Here is a 19162-nt window from a genome sequence, read left to right as displayed (position 1 = left end):
CTCTCACGCCAGCAAGCAGAGCAAACTGCCGATCGTACTGCTTGTCTCCAGTTGGTGACAGCAGCCCTCTCCGATCCACTTACGCCCAGGGAAGCGGCTGAGGTAATTATTGAGCAATGCACTGCCGTTTTGAATGCCTGTTCTGGTATTGTGGCAATTGTTAACGGCAATAATACAGAGCTAGAAATTATCTACTCTGTTGGTTACGATCGCCATCTAATTGAGGAGTGGCGTCGCTTTCCAATAACATCATCAGTTCCACTAGCGGAAGCAGTACGCACTGGCACACCTATTTGGGAAGAGCCTCTAGAAGCACGAATTGCTCGTTATCCTCACTTGGCAGAATACTACAATGCTCTTGATTATGCCAGTTGGCTTTCGTTACCTCTGATGGTTGAGGGTCGGGCAGTGGGAGCGATGTCACTCAACTTTGCTCAATTCTCGCCCTTAAAGGATGATGACCGGGGATTTATCCTTGCCTTGGCTCAACAGTGCGCTCAGGCAATTGCCCGTGCCCAATTGTATGAAGCCAAGCAACAGGCACTAGCTGCCGCTGAAGCCGCCAACCGGACGAAAGATGAATTTCTTGCTGTTCTCTCCCACGAATTGAGAACTCCAATGAACCCAATTTTGGGTTGGACGAAATTGCTGCGGGGGGGCAAACTTGATGCTAACAAAACAGAGGTGGCTCTAGAAACCATTGAGCGCAACGCTAAGTTACAAGTCGAACTTATTGAGGATTTACTTGATATTTCTCGCATTTTACAAGGCAAGCTCAGTTTGAATCCCAGTTCTATTGACCTGAGAACTATAATTGAAGCAGTGATTAAGACAGTACATCTGGCAGCCGATGCAAAAGCGATCCAAATTCAGACTCATTTTGAATCGAAGGTGGGGAATGTTTTAGGCGATGCCACTCGTTTGCAACAGGTTGTCTGGAATTTGATATCTAATGCTATCAAGTTTACTCCTAATGGTGGGCGTGTGGAAATCCGGCTAAAGCAAGTTGGTGACCGAGCAGAAGTTGTTGTTGGCGATACGGGCAAAGGCATTCCGCCGGGATTTTTGCCCTACGTCTTTGATTACTTCCGTCAAGCAGATAGCAGCTTAACTCGAACTTTCGGCGGTTTGGGGTTGGGGCTGGCGATCGCACGTCAAATTGTCGAGCTACATGGAGGAACCATTCTAGCTGAAAGCCCAGGAGAAGGACAGGGAGCAACTTTCACTGTCACGCTTCCCTTGGTATCAACACCGACTTCAACCAATCAGGAGGTGGCATCAATGCAAAGTACACTGACTTTGCAAGGGATCAAAGTTTTGGCTGTAGATGACGATGCAGACAATTTGGAATTAATAGCGTTTGTTTTAGAACAAGCTGGTGCTAGGGTGATATCAGCACCCTCTGCAACAGAGGCGTTGCAAAAGCTCAATCAAAGCGAGTTTGATATTTTGCTGGCAGATATTGGAATGCCTGAAATAGACGGCTATACATTGTTGCGTCAAGTGAGAGCTATGCCACCAGAAAAAGGGGGGTCAATTAAGGCAATTGCTCTGACGGCTTATGCTGCAGAAAGCGATCGGCAAAAGGCTTTGGCTGCAGGGTTTCAGTTGCACGTTCCTAAACCAGTCGATCCGGAAGCCTTAATTGCGGCGATCGTCCAAACGAAGACAATTGTCAAGGTTGACTGTTACTAAATTAGGTTGTGATTTGTCCTTTGTCATTGGTCATTTGTCATTTGTAAAATTTAAAACCATTTTTATATCATCTCCGGTAAACAATAAAAAATACCCCTCCCTAACCCAGACCTTATAAAGGGGAGGGAATTGAATCTCCAGACTTCCCCCCTTGGTTAGGGAGGATAAAGGGGGGTAATACTAATTCGTAATTCGTAATATCATGTTCGACTCATTACTTACGATACACAAATTCTACCCCACCCCGAAGTTCGCTCAACTCTGGGAACCAGGCGATGATGAAACAGATAGTTGCAGAGAGTAGGGTGGGTATCATCAATACGCCGAACCAACCGATATATATGCGGTTTTCGGTGCTGGTGATCCAGCCGCAGAACCGCTCCCAAGCGTTGCCGCTTTCGCGACGCTGTAAGGTTGTGGTCATTAGTTGTTATGAGTGCTTATTTTTGAACTGATACAATCCAGGCAGTTTATTTTTTGCCTGTATATTTTGACTTTACATGAAATTACTGTGTCTGAAGTATCAAGATTATATTTAATTTTGTTATATCTAAAATTAGTTTTTCTTATATTTATTTTGCCCTAACAAATACGTGGGACGAACAACTCGCGATCGCCTTCACAATTGGGTAGCAATACCCGCCAAGGAATTAGAAATCAAAGTAGATGTAAGGTAAGCTGCCATCTGGGGCGAGCATCCAAACACCGTACAAGCACAAGGGTACAAACACAAGCTTGATGGGCCAGCTGAGGTGTAACTTTAAGGTCTGCTTAAAAGCGTAGAGCCCAGCCATAACCATACCCAAAGCACCAAGCAGTAGGGTTAGCTGGAATTGACTTATATTCAAAACTTCTACGTAGACCTTTTGAGCAAATTGTACATCCGCTGAGTGACCGAATAAATGCTGAAATACTAGGGAAGAGTCATTGAGATTTGGTAGGCGAAACCAAATCCACGAGGTGAAAACCATCAGTTGGGTGAGCAGCCAAGCTACAAATGTGCCCAGTGGTTTGTGCCAAAAGTTCTCTAAATCTTCAAAGCGATCGCTAATAGCGTCAGTAAGGCGATGAACGACCAAGGCTAGCCCGTGGAATAAACCCCAAACGACAAAACCCAACGCTGCTCCATGCCAGATACCTGCAATTAACATCACAATCAATAAATTCAGGCAGGTTCGGTCTAATCCCTTGCGCGAACCCCCCAATGGGAAGTACAGGTAGTTTCTCAACCAATCCCCTAAAGTGACGTGCCAGCGCCGCCAAAAATCAGCAATGCTAGTACTAAAATAGGGAGCTTTAAAATTTTCAGGTAAAACCAAGCCAAAGAGCATAGCAGTGCCACGAGCGATATCAACGTAGCCGCTGAAGTCCAAGTACAGCTGTAAGCCATAGGCAAATGTAGCTAACCATAAATCGGCACTACCAGCCCTTTGCAGGTTACCGAAACAGACATCAACAAAAATTCCCAGATGGTCTGCCAAAATACGTTTTTTCGCAGCACCTCTAGCAATCAACCACAATCCCTCTGTGACTAAATCAAGGCTGGGAAACCGGAGATTTTGGAATTGATTTGCTAAGGTGTGGAAACGCGTAATAGGCCCAGAAATCAATTTGGCAAAGAAAAATTTATAGACGGCAAATTTGAGAAATTCCTTAGTAGCAGGTGCCCCACGATAGACATCAACCAAATAAGCAATGCACTCAAAGGTGAAAAAAGAAATTCCTAAGGGCGCGATTAATTTAAAAGAGTCGGCAGTTGAAGTTGTGGGCACGTGAAATAAAAACTTGAAGGTAGGCTGTAAGTACTTAAACCCAAGGAGTAGCAAAACGTTTAAGATGATACCCAACCACAGAAGATTTAAACGACGGCGGTTCCAATCAATTTGAGCAAATTGCCACTCTTCATTAGAAAGCTGCCAATCTTGGTTATGTTTACCGGGAGAGGTATTTTCACCAATTTCTCTTCCCAAACGAAAGTTAATATAAATTAATGCAAATAACAAGGGTATATATTGAACTTGGGTTGCCACGGCTGCGGTGCCGGAGTCCCCTCCTCCACCTAAAGAAGCATAGAATACTACACTTGCAATAAGTAGTGTCCACAGTCGCAACTTCTGTTGTCCTACAAACCAGTAGATTCCCAAAACGCTTAGCAAAAATAGACCGTATAAGATTGATATAAAATTCATTTTTAGTTATTTGTCATTGGTCATTGGTCATTGGTCATTGGTCCAAATTTAGGAGCCGAGTTGGTGTACACCCAAGAGCAAACAGGACGCTACCTGACCTTTTACTGGCAACACAGCGAAAGCCTTGGGTTAAGCGCGGAAAAAATAGTTGATGTTACAAATGAGGAGCAAGCTTTTGCTCCGGTGGATCGAACTGCGTATCTAGAAAAGTTACAGCAGATTTTGACAACTTTGGTGCCTGAAAGATATCAATGCTGGTTTGCCAGCGGTCAGCAGTTGTTTGAGTTAGAGTTGACTATCAGCCCAATCATGCCGTCAAAAGAAACTATCCCAACAACAGTTTTAGTGATGGGGCGGCTATTACAAGAAGTGAAAGCTGACAAGCAACAAACCTTAATGCCTCAAGCATCGGTACTGTTAGAACTGGCATCACGTTCGCACAAACACCAAAAACTCATCAATCAGATTACTAGAAATATCCGGCGGACATTAGACCTGGATATTATTTGGCAACAAACAGTGGATTGTTTGGGGGAAGCTTTACAACTCGAACGCTGTATCATCTGTCCGTATAATTCCTCCAGTCAGAAAGTGCAGGTGACAGCAGAATATCACCAGTCGGTAAAAGGCTCAATGCTGGGTTTGGAAATAGATTTCGCTTCTGAACCCAGCTTTGCTCAGGCAATTTCAAGCTTAGAACCAATTGTGGTGGAATCGCCCCAACACCCTCAATTAGAGCAGAAAAAGACAGTGGTTATTGCAACGTGTTACCAGGATCGTCCCAATGGCTTGATTGCAGCGACTCTTAAAGATTCGTGTTGTGCCATAACGACAGATGACCTGGAATTGGCAAAAGATGTAGCGGATCAACTCGGGACAGCGATCGCCCATGCTACTTTATACAAAGAATTAGAAGCGGCACGTCAACAAGCCGAACAAGCAACGCGCCGCATTAGAGACTTTCTCGCCAATGTCACCCATGAATTACGAACCCCACTCAACGGTATTATTGGGTTTTTAAAGCTGATTTTGGAGGGCATGGCGGACGATCCCGAAGAACAGAAGCAGTTTCTTCAAGAGGCACATAAATCATCATTATACTTGCTTGATATTATTAACGATATCCTAGATATTGCCAAAATCGAAGCAGGCAAAATGGAATTGGAACTGCGATCGGTTAAGCTAGATGAACTATTTAGCGATGTCGAGAATTTTATGCGCCCTCAAGCAGAGGGGAGAAATCTCAGCCTGCGAATGCAAATGCCACCAACGTCGGATGAAATTATTGTCCACGGGGATTACCAGCGCTTAAAACAGGTGATGTTAAACTTGGTTGGGAATGCCATCAAATTTACCCATGAAGGCGGGATCACTGTCAGTGCTGATGTCGTTCGTAAAAAAGTCATGTTCCACGAACAGCAATTTCCCGGCACGGTTCGCGTGCGTGTTGCAGACACGGGTATTGGAGTTTCTTTAGACAAACAAGACAAACTATTTCAGTTATTCAGTCAGGTAGATGGTTCTCGTACCCGTCAGTATGGGGGTACGGGGTTGGGACTGGCAATATCCCAAAAGCTGGTAGAAGCTATGGGCGGTGAGGTGAATTTTTACAGCTTGGGTGAAGGGCTAGGCTCAACGGTAACATTCACTGTACCTCTGTATCAGCAACCAGTTATGGTTTCCACTTTAGATGGCGAAACACAAGATTAGTCGCTCCTCGCTCCAGAATACGACAATTGGATCTAGGATTATTTTAGCTAGATCGGTCAGTTGCCCCACGTCCTACCTGTAGGGAGGCGTGGGATGAATGACCGGGAAATCAGGTCGCGTCTTTTGACCAATTTTCCCCGTCAGGGAAAGAGGGAGTGGGGACAGTGACTGGATTGCCAATTTCTGTATTGGGGAGTCGATCCACCCAGTCTTCAACTATTTGGGTGACTGTTTTCTCCTTGCTTGCAGCGTATAATCGCAACTTGTTTAACCTTCGACTAACGAATGCACCAGCTAAGGGAGCAGACATTTGAGCAAAATTGGTTAACCCATAAATTGCCGTTTCCGATATACTACTGAGTGCAGCACCAGTAGCCGTATCAAACCCAATTTCTTTCCAATCTTCAAGTGTTAACTCACCTTTAAAGACGTTTTTGCCTTCTTTATATTTAACGTAAAGTTTTGTAGCAAATCGAATGCTACCTCCAATAACTGCACCTCTAACAGCAACACGACCAAAATCAGCAAAGTTAGGTTGAGCATTGGCGTGTATTCTGTCTTTAATTTGTTCGTTATCTCTCTTCAATTGTTGCTCATAAAGGTCGAGCGTATCGTCAACTTTTCCTATTTGTACATCTGCATAGTTAGATGAGGTAGGTCTAACGGTGTGACTAAAAGGACGACCAGATAGTTGCTCTATCTCTTGAGCTTTTTCTTGTATTTTTTGAACGGTATTTTTGTAACAATTGTTTGCATAAATGTTCTCTGTTCCCCCAATTGCTATCGCTACAATAAATTTGGGGATTATGAAGAGATGGGTATCCCTGAATACTGGATTACAGCTTTGGTTAGCATCTCAAAGGTGAAAATTGCTCGTACAAGACTATGCCTTACGCCATCACTAAGCGCTGTATTCAGTGTAACAACTGCCTCCCTCAGTGCCCTACAGGTGCGATCGCAGTTATCGAAGGTGAATACTGGATTGACCCGACTTTGTGTAATAACTGTCAAGGTTATCTAGCACCGCAATGTGTCATTTTTTGCCCTGTCAACTCTCCAGTACCTTGCCAAGCAAAAAAGGGTAGATATAAGGTTGATGTTGGAATTGTTCCCAGCCCGGAACTTTTTCTGGACGGGAAAAGCCATCCTTTTGCCTCAGCAGTCGTAATTTGGGAATTGTGCAACGTTTTAGCACAGCGACAATCTCTTCTTTGGGAAATAGATGCTTCTGGAGAACTGTATTATCAACGGCAAATTCATGGAGGTAAGGGTACACTTGCCTTCCGAGTTACCGACAGCTTGGGTTTAGAAGCGCCAGAAGCACTGAAAGGGGAAAAGGCTTTCTCTGCGATGGAAACATTTGATATGAGATCTGCCTGCCTGCACTTGATATATGCTGCTCATGTCACTAGTCTAGATAAGCCTTGGAAACAGGAATTTACCATCAACGACCGACAAATTGAGAAATATCTGGGACTGGACAAGCGCACAGACTTGAGCAAATCTACCAAGCTGGCTCTCATTAAAGAACTTGCTCAACAACCCTGCAAACTGATAGCTTCTATTAATTTGCGATCGCAAGGAAAGATTAAGGAGATTTCTCTTGAAAAAAGCCGTTTGTGGCATTTATTGGACATTCAGCACCAGTTTCAGGAAGACGAGATGGGATGCAAGCATCTGGTTGGGTTAACTTTCAAAATTAAAGCGGGTGAGTGGGCGCAGTATTTTCTGAACCAGCAAGGGTGCAAGGAGCGTACTACTTTCTACCAATACGGTACTTTACCCAAAGCCTTATTAAGTGCGGTGATGAGCATTTGGCAGAAGCATGAGGGTGCAGCTCGTATGATGCTGTGGTTATTATTTAAAATCAAAATGGGTAGAGAACAGCGCGTTACGATTCCCACTCTCATGAGAGTTGCTTACGGGGAGCAAAAACTCAGCCAAGTCTCTTTGCAACCGGAGAATCGCCAACGTCTGCTTAGAATCTTTGAAAGCGATTTAGAGGTACTCAACCATTATGGGCTCAAACCTTTATTCGATCCGGTGACCTATCCATTAGAAATTCAACCTTTGTGGGCTAAGTTAGTTGATATTCCAGAAGACGGGGAAGCAGCTGTGGAATTCTGGATCGATGATGGTAGTCATGACACCCGATTGACCGATGCAGCCCCTCGTGGCAAGTGGAATCGATTAATGAATGCCCGCATCACGCGGAAGTCAACTTCCATCACTTGTCTTGCTAGGCGACGCAGACCTATTACAAAAACGCGATGATAGATGTCATCAAAGTACCACTTGTTGAGAGATAACTCGTAAAGCGGTTTCACTTTTGCCGCAATTTCCACGGGGTTAATCTTACTCCAGGAGTAGGTGAGGACAGCCAGGGTAATCCCAACTACGGAAATTGCCACCGAACCTCCTGCTAAAACGTAGAATTCTGTTGGGTTGAACGAAGCAGCCTTTTCCACCACTTCCTCTAAGGTTTCATTTGGTGAGTAGATGAACTCCTCAAAGTAGTTAGCAAAAGGAGTGCCTAACAAACCAATTAGCATGGAAGGAAATGCCAAAACAACCAACGGCAGAGTCATAGTCCAAGGTGACTCGTGGGGATATTCACTGTGCCCGTGTCCGTGGTCATCGTGGTGGTGTTCGGAAGATTCTTCTAGTTCCCCTTTAGTCATTGCACCGGGACCAAAAGCACGTGTTGTATCAAAACCTGTAACAAGTGCCATCCCTATGGGTGACTTGAGTTTCTCCCACTTATCGGTTTGATTGCCCCGGAATTTACCTTCAAAGGTAGTCAGATACATCCGGAACATATAGAAAGCAGTAATTCCTGCAGTCAGCCAACCAACAAACCAAAGAATTGGGTTCGCGTTAAAGGCTGCACCGAGGATTTCATCTTTCGACCAGAAACCAGCAAAAGGCGGGATACCGGAAATTGCCAAGCAACCAATCAAGAAGGTAACTGCGGTAACTGGCATATACTTTCGCAGCCCACCCATCAAGCGGACGTCCTGTGCCAAAGCAGGGTCGTGACCAACGACACCTTCCATGCCATGAATCACAGAACCGGAACCAAGGAACAGCATCGCCTTAAAGTAGGCATGGGTCATGAGGTGGAACAGACCTGCGGTGTATGCACCGACTCCCATTGCCATCACCATGTAACCGAGTTGGGAGATGGTGGAGTATGCCAAACCTTTTTTGATGTCGTTTTGAGTAATAGCAATTGTCGCACCCAAAAATGCTGTGAATGCTCCAGTGAAGGCAATGATGTTCATTGCTGCTGGGACGTGTTCAAACACTGGGTACATGCGGGCAACTAGGAAAACTCCCGCTGCCACCATTGTTGCTGCATGGATCAAAGCTGAAATGGGGGTGGGACCTTCCATCGCATCTGGTAGCCAGACATGAAGGGGAAATTGGGCAGATTTTGCCACTGGTCCAAGAAAAACTAAAATTGCAAACAGCACGGCGAGGAAATTGCTTAAAGAACCGCTATTCACCAGTTCTCCAAGACGAATGCCCATGACATCAAAATCAAAGCTTCCTGTTGCCCAGAACAGCCCGAGAATGCCCAATAGCAGACCAAAGTCACCTACACGGTTGGTCACAAACGCTTTTTGGCAAGCATCTGCTGCTGCCTTGCGATCGTACCAAAAGCCAACCAGCAGGTAGGAACACATCCCAACCAGTTCCCAGAAGATATAAACCTGTACCAAATTGGGGCTGACTACCAAACCCAACATTGAGGAGCCAAACAAGCTGAGATAGGCGTAAAACCGGACATAGCCTGGATCGTGAGACATGTAGCCATCGGTGTAAACCATTACCAAGAAGGCTACAGTCGTCACAATCACTAGCATGAGGGCTGCCAGATGGTCAATAGTGTAGCCCATGCTCAGGTGAAAATTGCCTGCCGCAGCCCATTCTAAGGTGCGGGTGTAAGGGGCGTGTCCTTCAATTTGACTCCACAGCAAAGCAAACGAAAGCCCCATTGCAGCTCCCATTAGGGATATGATGAGCGCTGCATTTAGCTTTCGCACGCTGTTAGTCACCTGATTCAAAGAGATTAACCCTAGACCGACCAGCATTGCCCCAAGAAGAGGTAATACATATTACACCAGTCAAAGCTAACACCTGCCGATCCCCATATGCTGTAATCCCGACTACCATATGAACTTTTACACACAATTTCTACCTTTAGATATGGCACGGATATGAAAAATTCGTAAAAATTTATGTTTTTTCTGCAATTGTATATTAGTGGCACACAAATACAATATTTGGCGCTTGTAGAAATTAATATGTTAATCCGAGAATCGCCGCTTTTCTATTTAAACGCTACGATTGCCCAACGTAGATCGTGGATTTATGAAATGGAAGTAATGTTATTGTAAAGATATAAGAACCATCTCTCTGTGATTACCTATCTCCAAAAGCAAAAACAGCCAGGAGAAAAGGGTAAAAGCGAGAAAAACCCACTCCTCACCCTTAGCCCTTGAAAAAAGAGGGTCTGTTGCGCCCACAACTTGCATATTATCAGCGCGATCGCTTTGAGAGCGTCCATTGTCTTGGTTCATTGTGTGACAAATGACCAATAACTAAAGACCCATGACGACCTTCACGAATCAGCGTTTGAATGCAGTGGGTAACAGCTTCATCTTGGGTGTAAATAAGGAAGTATATAAGTCAAGCAGCTCGCTTATCAACAATCTGAGTGAAATGTCAAGTAAGATTGTGATAGAGGACAAAAAACATAACAAAAACCATATAGAAGCAGTTATTACTCGTGCTTTTTCCCAAACTCAGGCAAAATGGAAGTCAAGACAACTGTGATGGAAAACCGAATTCTCTACGTTCGCCTTCCTTGTAACCCTATCTTTCCCATTGGCGTTGTCTACCTTTCAGACCACGTCCACAAACTGTTTCCCGAAATTAAGCAGCAAATTTTTGATTTAGGAACAGTGCCACCTATCGATTACGCCACTGCCCTAGACCGCTGTATTGATGAATTTCAACCAACACTGCTTGTCTTCTCATGGCGGGACATCCAAATTTATGCTCCAGTAGGGGGGCGCGGTGGCAATCCATTGCAGTATTCCTTTGAGTTTTTCTACGCCAAGAATCCCTTAGTAAAAGCCCATGGAGCATTGGGCAGCTTGCGGATGCTAATAAGTTACTACACAGAACTGTGGCGTAACTTAGGCTTAATCAAGCGTGGTTTGAAACGCGCTAGGAAGTACAATCCGGATACTCGTCTAGTAGTGGGTGGCGGTGCTGTCAGCGTATTTTACGAGCAACTGAGAACAAGTCTGCCCAAAGGAACAATTGTCTCTGTAGGAGAAGGGGAGACTCTGCTAGAAAAACTTTTAACAGGCAGAGATTTTAGAGAAGAACGGTGTTATGTGGTAGGAGAGGCACAACCACGTCCGCGCCTGATCCACGAACAACCAACTCCAATTGAGAAAGCTGCCTGTAACTACGACTACATAGAAAGCATCTGGCCCGAGTTCAATTACTACCTGCAAGAAGCAGACTTCTATATAGGTGTGCAAACCAAACGCGGTTGTCCCCACAACTGCTGCTACTGTGTTTACACTGTTGTTGAAGGTAAACAAGTTCGCGTCAATCCAGCTGATGAAGTCGTAGCTGAAATGCGACAACTTTACAATCGCGGCATACGAAACTTCTGGTTTACTGATGCTCAATTTATACCTGCTCGCAAATTTATCGATGATGCTGAAGAACTCCTACAGAAAATCGTTGATTCTGGAATGACGGATATTCACTGGGCAGCATATATCCGCGCCGACAACCTCACACCAAAAGTGTGTGATTTGATGGTGAAAACAGGAATGAATTACTTTGAAATTGGTATTACCAGTGGTTCTCAAGAACTGGTTCGCAAAATGCGGATGGGTTATAACCTGCGAACAGTTCTGCAAAACTGCCGTGACTTAAAAGCAGCAGGATTTAACGACTTAGTATCTGTCAACTACTCCTTTAATGTGATTGACGAGGCGGAAATGGCGACGCAAAAAATCTACATCCATGAATTTGAAGCGCAAGATTACGAGGTAATCGCCTTGCACACTTCGTTGGAAGATTCCCGTTTGGCCTTTCACCTAAACCGACAACTCGACGTTTTGTTGGCACGAACCCAAGAAGACCTTCACATACAAATCAAAGAAGGAAGTACCGGACTTTCACGCTTTGAATTTTATGACGAATCCCGCTTCATTACCTGGCATTTGGTGCAAAATAAAAGTGAAGTCATCACCGAAACGCAAGGTCCTGGGGTGTTGTTTGCCGCGCTAAAAAATGATGTTGCCACTTCGGTGTATTTATTGCCCGAATACAAAAAAGTGGATTATATTCTCAAAATTGACAATCTAGAAAACAATGTCGATTTGGATGAAGTGATTCGAAAAATCAGCGAAATTGAATGGGTAAGTATGGCTTACCGTATTGATAAAAAACAACTAAAGTCCAAACACAATCTAATTTTTTAAAAGAATGCCGACTAGAAAAAAAACCAAAATCGTGGCCACCTTGGGGCCGGCGTGTAGTACCCGCGAGGTAATCAAAGACATGATCGACGCCGGAGTCAATGTGTTCCGTATTAACTTTTCGCATGCCGATTATGTCGATGTAAAGGAGCGAATTGACATTATCCGTGGATTAAACCAGGAATTTGGCTACACCACCGCTATTTTAGCCGACTTACAAGGACCCAAATTACGGGTAGGTGTTATGAAAGAAGACGTTGTGGTTAATCCAGGAGATGTAATCACTTTTCAAACTGCCGAAGACGTTCCCGGCAATGCCGAACGCGTATACATGAACTACAAAGCGTTTCCTAGTGATGTAAATCCAGGCGAACGCATCCTTCTCGACGACGGGAAACTCATTTTTGAAGTCATCGAAACCGACGGAAAAAACGAAGTAAAAACCAAAGTCATTCAAGGAGGTCCCCTAAAATCCAAAAAAGGAGTTAACCTGCCCAACACCAAGGTTTCCCTTCCTGCTTTGACCCCAAAAGACATCAAAGACGCGATTTTTGCTATTGAAAACGACGTGGATTGGATTGCACTCTCCTTTGTGCGCACCCCTAAAGACTTGATGGAATTGCAAGAATTAATTTCTGAACATACCGATCATAAAATTCCGATTGTCGCCAAAATTGAAAAACCCGAAGCCGTTGAAAACATCGACAAGATTGTGGCCTACTGCGACGGATTGATGGTAGCGCGGGGTGACCTCGGGGTGGAAATTCCAGCACACGAAGTGCCTTTGATTCAGAAAAAATTAATCCACCGCGCCAAAACAGCCCGTATCCCTGTAATCGTAGCGACCCAAATGATGGAAACCATGATTACCAGCTTGACTCCCACCCGTGCTGAAGTCAACGACGTGGCCAACTCGGTTATGGATGGCGCCGATGCGGTAATGCTTTCGGGTGAAACCTCGGTAGGAAACTATCCCGTGCAAGTCATTGAAAAAATGACCCAAATCATTGAGGCTGTCGAAGATTCGCCTTTGATTCAAGTTCCCCAAAACCCGCCACACGTGCGTACCAAACGATTCATCACCAAATCGATTTGCTACCACGCCGCTACGATGGCCAACGACATCAAAGCCAAAGCGATTTCAACGCTTACCAACAGCGGGTACACGGCGTTTCAAATTTCGGCATGGCGCCCCTCAGCACACATTCTCGTGTACACGTCCAATAAGTATATTCTAACGCAATTGAACTTGTTATGGGGTGTCAATGCGTTTTATTACGACAAGTTTGTCACCACCGACGATACCGTTGACGACATTAACCAAATGGCCAAAGACCGTGGGTTTGTTAAAAAAGGTGACATCTTGATCAACCTTGCGGCGATGCCCGTAGTAGAACGCGGAATGGTCAACACCATTGAGAGTGTTGACATAAGCCTTAGCCAACCAACTCATCATCTGCTTAAACTTACTCTTAACCTCTTCATAATCTAAATACTCAGAAGTTACAGGCGCATAAGCAGGGCCAATTTGTTCCCCCGACTTTTCATCCTTACCACCGTTAATAGCATACAGCAGACATTTGGCGAGATTAGCCCGAGCACCAAAGAACTGCATTTGTTTGCCAATTCGCATTGCAGAAACACAGCAAGCGATGGCATAATCATCGCCCCAGTAAGGACGCATCAAATCATCGTTTTCGTACTGAATTGAACTTGTATCTTTAGAAACCTTTGCACAGAAGCGTTTGAATTCCCTAGGTAGACGTTCCGACCACAGAACAGTCAGGTTAGGTTCGGGTGCTGGTCCCAAGTTATACAAAGTGTTGAGTATGCGGAAGCTGTTCTTCGTAACGAGTGGTCTGCCATCTTCACCGACACCACCAATACATTCCGTCACCCAGGTAGGATCTCCAGAAAAGAGCTCGTTGTACTCCGGTGTCCGCAAAAAGCGCACCATCCGCAACTTCATGACAAAGTGGTCGATGAATTCTTGCAATTGAACTTCTGTCACATTATCATTCTTGAGATCTCGCTCAAAGTAAATGTCTAAGAACGTAGACACCCGTCCCAAGGACATGGCTGCACCATTCTGTTCTTTAACCGCAGCCAGGTATGCAAAATAAAGCCACTGAACCGCTTCTTTGGCATTACCAGCAGGGCGGCTAATGTCAAAGCCGTAACTTGCAGCCATTTCTTTCAGTTCAAATAAGGCGCGAATTTGCTCGAAAATTTCCTCCCTAAGTTGGATGACACTTTCATCGATAGCATCAACTTCCAAAGATTCCAGTTGTTGCTTTTTGTCATCGACTAAACGGTCAACTCCGTATAAAGCAACACGACGATAGTCACCTATAATCCTACCACGACCATAAGCATCAGGTAACCCTGTAATAATTCCAGAGTGCCGACAAAGGCGCATTTCGCGAGTATAGGCACTAAAAACTCCATCATTGTGAGTTTTACGATACTTAGTAAAAATTTCTTCAGTTATTGGGTCGAGTTTGTAACCGTAAGCTTCCAGAGATGTCTTCACCAAACGAACCCCACCCAAGGGCATAATAGCTCGCTTGAGAGGTTTATCGGTTTGCAAACCAACGATTTGTTCTAAATCTTGGTTAATATAACCGGGACTGTGGGAAGTGATGGTAGAAACCACTTCTGTATCTGCATCCAAAATCCCTTTTTCCCGTTCTTCTTTCATTAATTGCGTAACTTGGTTCCAAAGCTTCTGAGTTTCTTCAATCGCTTGTGCCAAGAAGGAACCATTACCTTCATAGGGAGTGTAATTTTTTTGGATGAAGTCACGCACATTGATTTCCTTCATCCAGCTCCCTGTTGCAAAACCTTGCCACTGCTCAAACATATTTTTATTTCTCGCTTCCCAACGCATGGAGAGGGAGGAGGGGGCAAGGGGGCACGGGAAGACAGAGAATAACTCCTGATACCTAACTCCTAGCTCCTAGCTCTAGACTCCGCTCCTCTTTGCTTTTTCAAGTTCAGTTATATAGAGAAATCTTGAGGAAGTTGTGAAGACATATATCTTGCCCTACGTCAACTATCTTGAAAACTAAACTTTCCTAACCGTGAAATATTAGCTCAATAGCTGTCACTGCTAGCTTCTGCCTCACAATAATTCGCAATTCCCGTATGATGGACATCTCGGACAAAGAGTGTAGAAACAAGCCATGATATTAAGTCCGGTTAATTAGTTATGATTAAACAATAATCGCAAAAACCAGAAAACTCGCTCCCCCTCTCCCTCTCCCCCCCTCTCCCCCTCTGCCTTAATGATAAGTCTTTACCCGTTACAGCAATAAAAGCAGAAAGCCCACAAGATTGAGCCACGAAGTGTGACTTCGTGGCTCAAGCGTCCTTTAGGTGTGGGACGCGAATAATGCGGGAGGCAAAGCCACACCGCATTTTCGCTCATGAATGCGTTGCACCTTCAGGTGCATTCCAAGTTGGTTCTGGGAGTGTATCAATTAATTCTTCAACAATCTGAGTAATCGTTTTATCTTTCTCAACAGCCAATAACCGTAACTTATTAATTCGGCGTTCTGTTATCCGAATATGTAATTCTTTTTTCATAACCTTGAGACACAATAGCGACACATTTATGTTAGCGTATTTGCCTGAAGTAAAAAATAAATATGATAGGAACTCAAAAAAATGCAACCAAACCAGATGCTGTAGCTCAAGCTATATTAAATGTATTGGGCATTGCATCTAACAGCTTATACAACACTGGTGTATATCTCAGCCGTCAACAGTATTTTGAAGATGGTAAGTTTGTAAGTTATGCACAATTGTGTAATGCATTAAAGACAGACGAAAACTACAAAATTATGCATTCGCAAGCAGGACAACAAACTCTTAAGAGTGTAGCTGAGTCTTTCAAGTCTTTTAGAGAACTTAGTAAAAAGGCGAAAAAGGGAGAGCTTAAACAGAAAGTTAAACTTCCCCACTATCGTTCTAAAACAGGTGTCTATCAAATTGTGTATCCCGGTCAAGCTATTAAAGTTAGAGAAGAAGATGGGAATAAATGGTTAGAAGTGCCGATAGGTCGTGCGGGAAAGACTTATTTTGAGGGCATTGAATCAATAACCGTACCATACCCAGAACGTTTATGGAACAAGAAGATTAAAGAACTTCGGTTCGTCCCGTCTCACGGAACTTGGTACACCGAGTATGTTTATGAGATGGATGAAGTACCACAGGTAACTGGAACTCATGCTCTTGGCATCGACCCCGGACTTAATAACTGGGTATCAGCAGTTTGCACTAACGGTAAATCTTTCTTGATTAGTGGAAAACGGTTGAAATCTATTAACCAATATTGGAACAAAACTAAAGCAGGATTGCAGACAGCAGTTGATCAACAGTTTGGTGATGATTCATTCTTCACCAAACGCATGGCTAGAATGACTGACAAACGCAATAGACAAATGAGAGACGCGACCAACAAAGTGGCTCTTCAAATCATTAACTGGTGTTTGAGTAACGATGTTGGTACTATTGTTTTTGGTTGCAATCTTGAGCAAAAACAAGGTATTGATATTGGACGTAGAAACAACCAAAATTTTGTTCAAATTCCCACTGCTAAGTTGAGAAAGAGAATAGAACAGTTGTGTCAACAGTATGCCATCAACTATATAGAAACTGAGGAAGCATATACCTCACGAGCTAGCTTTTTGGATGGAGACTTAGTACCTGCATTTGGTGAAAAACCCGTTCGCGCAGCGTCTCCGAAGGAGATAGGGTACGAGTTTTCAGGAAGAAGAACAAAGCGTGGTGAGTACACCTCTAAGCGAGGTATAAAGTGTCACGCTGATTTGAACGGAAGTGCAAACATACTAGTTAAAGTAGCTACGAGATTGGGGCTAGACCTCAGTCAGATAGGTAGGGGTTGCTTGACGCAACCCATGCGGTTCTACGCATGAATCCCACCCCTTAAAGGGGTGGGTGCGTCAATATTGCCATATTAAAGAGAAATTTATAAATTAAATTTGGAAAATGTTTGAGACAAGTACTGGAACTGCGTTGAACCAGGTATTTGGTTAAAATAACGCACTCTATCCCCCAGAACTCCCGCAACTCATAAATCTAATAAGATATTAGACCTTAGCTTCGCTGCTGGCTTCGGCAGATCGTAGATACTGTATTTTTGAAAATGACGAATGACGGAAGAATATCATATTGATGGTATTCGCTATGATGCAGCGAGGCAAATAGCAAACTATGATTTCATGCACTGGATTGTGCAGGAAACTAAAAAAACGGCTAGCATGAAACCTTTTTACAATATTGCCGAACATATTCCCGAAACTCCCACCATTACCAATGTAGATGGACCGATGGATGGTTGCTGGCACGACAGTTTTCTCCATACTGTTGTTCCACACATTTGTGGTGACACCTTTGATTTGGAGCAACTTAAAGATGTAATTGACTGCAAGCGCCAAGGCTTCATGGGTACTACGAATGTTGTAAATTACCTGACAAACCACGACCACGATCGCTTGATGGTGGAACTGGGAAACCGTAACATCTTTGACGAAGACGCTTTTAAACGTTTAAAATTGGGTGCGGTTCTCCTAATGACAGCCGTGGGCGTACCAATGATTTGGATGGGACAAGAGTTTGGCGAGTACAAAGCAAAAACACAAGAGTCCGCCAAAATTGATTGGACATTACTCGGTAGTGACTTGAATCGCAGCTTATTTGAGTACTACAAAGGTTTGATTCACCTACGCAAAAACAATCATGCTCTTTACACAGAAAATATCGACTTCATCCACGAAAATCCAGAGGCAAAAGTGTTAGCTTACAGCCGCTGGAATGAAGAAGGTTCTCGGGTTGTCGTTGTGGTAAATTTTTCAGAAAATTTCCTGGCAGGATATCAAGTGCCTAACTTCCCTAATGGTGGTACATGGCATGAATGGACAAATAATTATGATATTGAAGCTGGCGATGACAGCATTATGACTGATTTGGGACCCTACGAAGCCAAAGTATTTGTTTGGCATTAGGGTACTTTTAGTGGATAGTAGTTAGTGGATACTCGAAACTGGAAAAGCTTCGCTCTATAAACCTTCCAGCTACCAACTACTAACTACTAACCACGAACCACGAATTACAAAACAGTACCAATTTCCTTGAGATAAACCCTTGTAAATGGTTCATCCGCTCCTAGAGCATATTCTTCAATCAATCCCTGGCGTCTGAGAGAAACATTGTCTCCTTTTCTAATTACAACAGTGGAATCGTCAAACACATCCCGCGCTAGCATCATCTCAGTTTCACTAGGATTATCTAGAACAACCATGTTACTTCCGTAGTAATACATCCCCTCTTGTTCTAAGGTGTTTTCTTGGTATTCAGCAATCAGTAAATCAAGTTTGGGATTGCGTAGTAATGTTAAGACGTTGGTGTTGTAATCCTTGCTGAGGATTTTTGGTGAACGATTGACAAAAACGCCATCACGACAAACAGCACCTATTGACCAATCAGGATGTTGTAAAAGAATGTGGTCAATTGTTTCTTGGAGGTCATGCAGTGAGACTTTGTTAAAGGTAATGATGGGTATTCTGGAATCTTTTCCCAACTTATAGAAAGTTTCTAGAATGTGTGAAGGCACATCAACACTTTCTCCTATTGCTGGGTTCAGATGCATCAAAATTCCTGGCGCAGCGTTGATTTCTAAAATGGCAAATTCGCCTGACTTCCAAGATTCGCTGAGATTTGGAGCAATAACATCGATCCCCAGGCAAACCAGGCGGAAGTGTTGGGCTATGTCTTGTGCCAAGATAATATTATCCGGGTGAATGGTGCGGGTCGCATCAATGCTCACTCCTCCTGATGAGAGGTTAGCAACTTTCCGAAGATAAACCTTACGATTTCTCTCAAGAACGCTATCCAATGACAAACGCTGTTGTGCGAGGTATTGTTCCATTGCCTCGTCACACTGAATTTTAGCCATTGGTGAGGTGGGAGTGTCCCAACGTCCGGGTTTTCGGTTTTCTTCACGGATTAACTCTTCAATGGTTGAGTACC

11 protein-coding genes and 5 pseudogenes are annotated in these 19162 nt (G+C 44.0%); 8 read left to right on the top strand and 8 right to left on the bottom strand.

The genetic code is table 11. The annotated features are described in order from the left end of the window. On the top strand, window positions 1-1695 hold a 1695-nt coding region (locus ACYRY3_RS01635; RefSeq protein ID WP_460200067.1), incomplete at its 5' end, for a hybrid sensor histidine kinase/response regulator. 268 nt (window positions 1696-1963) lie between these two features. Here the strand turns inward: ACYRY3_RS01635 and ACYRY3_RS01630 are convergent. Then, window positions 1964-2119 (bottom strand): annotated as a pseudogene (locus ACYRY3_RS01630) (photosystem II q(b) protein); the annotation flags it as partial. A 226-nt stretch (window positions 2120-2345) separates the two neighbouring features. Continuing rightward, a complete protein-coding gene (locus tag ACYRY3_RS01625) occupies window positions 2346-3884 on the bottom strand; it encodes an MBOAT family O-acyltransferase (RefSeq protein WP_460200065.1) in 1539 nt (512 codons plus the stop codon). 30 nt (window positions 3885-3914) lie between these two features. Here ACYRY3_RS01625 and ACYRY3_RS01620 point away from each other — a divergent pair, with 30 nt between their 5' ends. Continuing rightward, window positions 3915-5594, top strand: a complete 1680-nt coding sequence (locus tag ACYRY3_RS01620) for an ATP-binding protein (RefSeq protein ID WP_460200064.1) — start codon at window positions 3915-3917, stop codon at window positions 5592-5594. Window positions 5595-5703: 109 nt separating this feature from the next. Here the strand turns inward: ACYRY3_RS01620 and ACYRY3_RS01615 are convergent, their stop codons facing one another. Further along, complete coding sequence (locus ACYRY3_RS01615; protein WP_460200062.1) at window positions 5704-6180, bottom strand: hypothetical protein; 477 nt, start codon at window positions 6178-6180, stop codon at window positions 5704-5706. Window positions 6181-6479: 299 nt separating this feature from the next. On the opposite strand from ACYRY3_RS01615, the pseudogene ACYRY3_RS01610 reads away from it, so the two are divergent. Beyond that, window positions 6480-7802 (top strand): annotated as a pseudogene (locus tag ACYRY3_RS01610) (4Fe-4S binding protein); the annotation flags it as partial. On the opposite strand, the gene ACYRY3_RS01605 reads toward ACYRY3_RS01610, so the two are convergent. After that, a complete protein-coding gene (locus tag ACYRY3_RS01605; RefSeq protein WP_460200061.1) occupies window positions 7736-9691 on the bottom strand; it encodes an NAD(P)H-quinone oxidoreductase subunit 5 in 1956 nt (651 codons plus the stop codon). The pseudogene ACYRY3_RS01610 and the gene ACYRY3_RS01605 sit on opposite strands and share 67 nt — an antisense overlap. 297 nt (window positions 9692-9988) lie before the next feature. Then, window positions 9989-10180: a hypothetical protein gene (locus tag ACYRY3_RS01600; RefSeq protein WP_460200060.1), complete on the bottom strand. Its 192-nt coding sequence runs from the start codon at window positions 10178-10180 to the stop codon at window positions 9989-9991. Window positions 10181-10211: 31 nt separating this feature from the next. Between ACYRY3_RS01600 and ACYRY3_RS01595 the strand changes: the two genes are divergently transcribed. From ACYRY3_RS01595 to pyk, 3 genes and pseudogenes are all read left to right on the top strand, one after another. Continuing rightward, entirely contained in the window at window positions 10212-10436 is a 225-nt protein-coding gene (locus tag ACYRY3_RS01595; RefSeq protein ID WP_460200059.1) for a hypothetical protein, read from the top strand. After that, window positions 10415-12112 (top strand): photosystem II high light acclimation radical SAM protein, encoded by a 1698-nt coding sequence (locus ACYRY3_RS01590; protein WP_460200057.1) that lies wholly within the window; start codon window positions 10415-10417, stop codon window positions 12110-12112. Before ACYRY3_RS01595 ends, ACYRY3_RS01590 begins: the two co-directional genes overlap by 22 nt. 4 nt (window positions 12113-12116) lie before the next feature. Next, a pseudogene (gene pyk / locus ACYRY3_RS01585) lies at window positions 12117-13478 on the top strand (pyruvate kinase); the annotation flags it as partial. On the opposite strand, the gene ACYRY3_RS01580 reads toward pyk, so the two are convergent. After that, window positions 13362-14933: a pyruvate formate lyase family protein gene (locus ACYRY3_RS01580; RefSeq protein WP_460200068.1), complete on the bottom strand. Its 1572-nt coding sequence runs from the start codon at window positions 14931-14933 to the stop codon at window positions 13362-13364. The pseudogene pyk and the gene ACYRY3_RS01580 overlap by 117 nt on opposite strands. Window positions 14934-15535: 602 nt before the next feature. After that, window positions 15536-15697 carry a hypothetical protein gene (locus ACYRY3_RS01575; RefSeq protein ID WP_460200056.1) on the bottom strand — a complete coding sequence of 54 codons (162 nt, stop codon included), beginning with the start codon at window positions 15695-15697 and terminating at the stop codon, window positions 15536-15538. Window positions 15698-15759: 62 nt separating this feature from the next. Here ACYRY3_RS01575 and ACYRY3_RS01570 point away from each other — a divergent pair, with 62 nt between their 5' ends. Next, entirely contained in the window at window positions 15760-17049 is a 1290-nt protein-coding gene (locus ACYRY3_RS01570; RefSeq protein ID WP_460200055.1) for an RNA-guided endonuclease InsQ/TnpB family protein, read from the top strand. Window positions 17050-17292: 243 nt separating this feature from the next. Continuing rightward, a pseudogene (locus tag ACYRY3_RS01565) lies at window positions 17293-18138 on the top strand (alpha-amylase family glycosyl hydrolase); the annotation flags it as partial. 104 nt (window positions 18139-18242) lie between these two features. Here the strand turns inward: ACYRY3_RS01565 and ACYRY3_RS01560 are convergent. Next, window positions 18243-19162, bottom strand: a pseudogene (locus ACYRY3_RS01560) (cyanophycin synthetase); the annotation flags it as partial.

The sequence above is a fragment of the Scytonema sp. NUACC21 genome, assembly GCF_054684315.1.
This window is presented reverse-complemented; position numbering and strand designations above follow the sequence as displayed.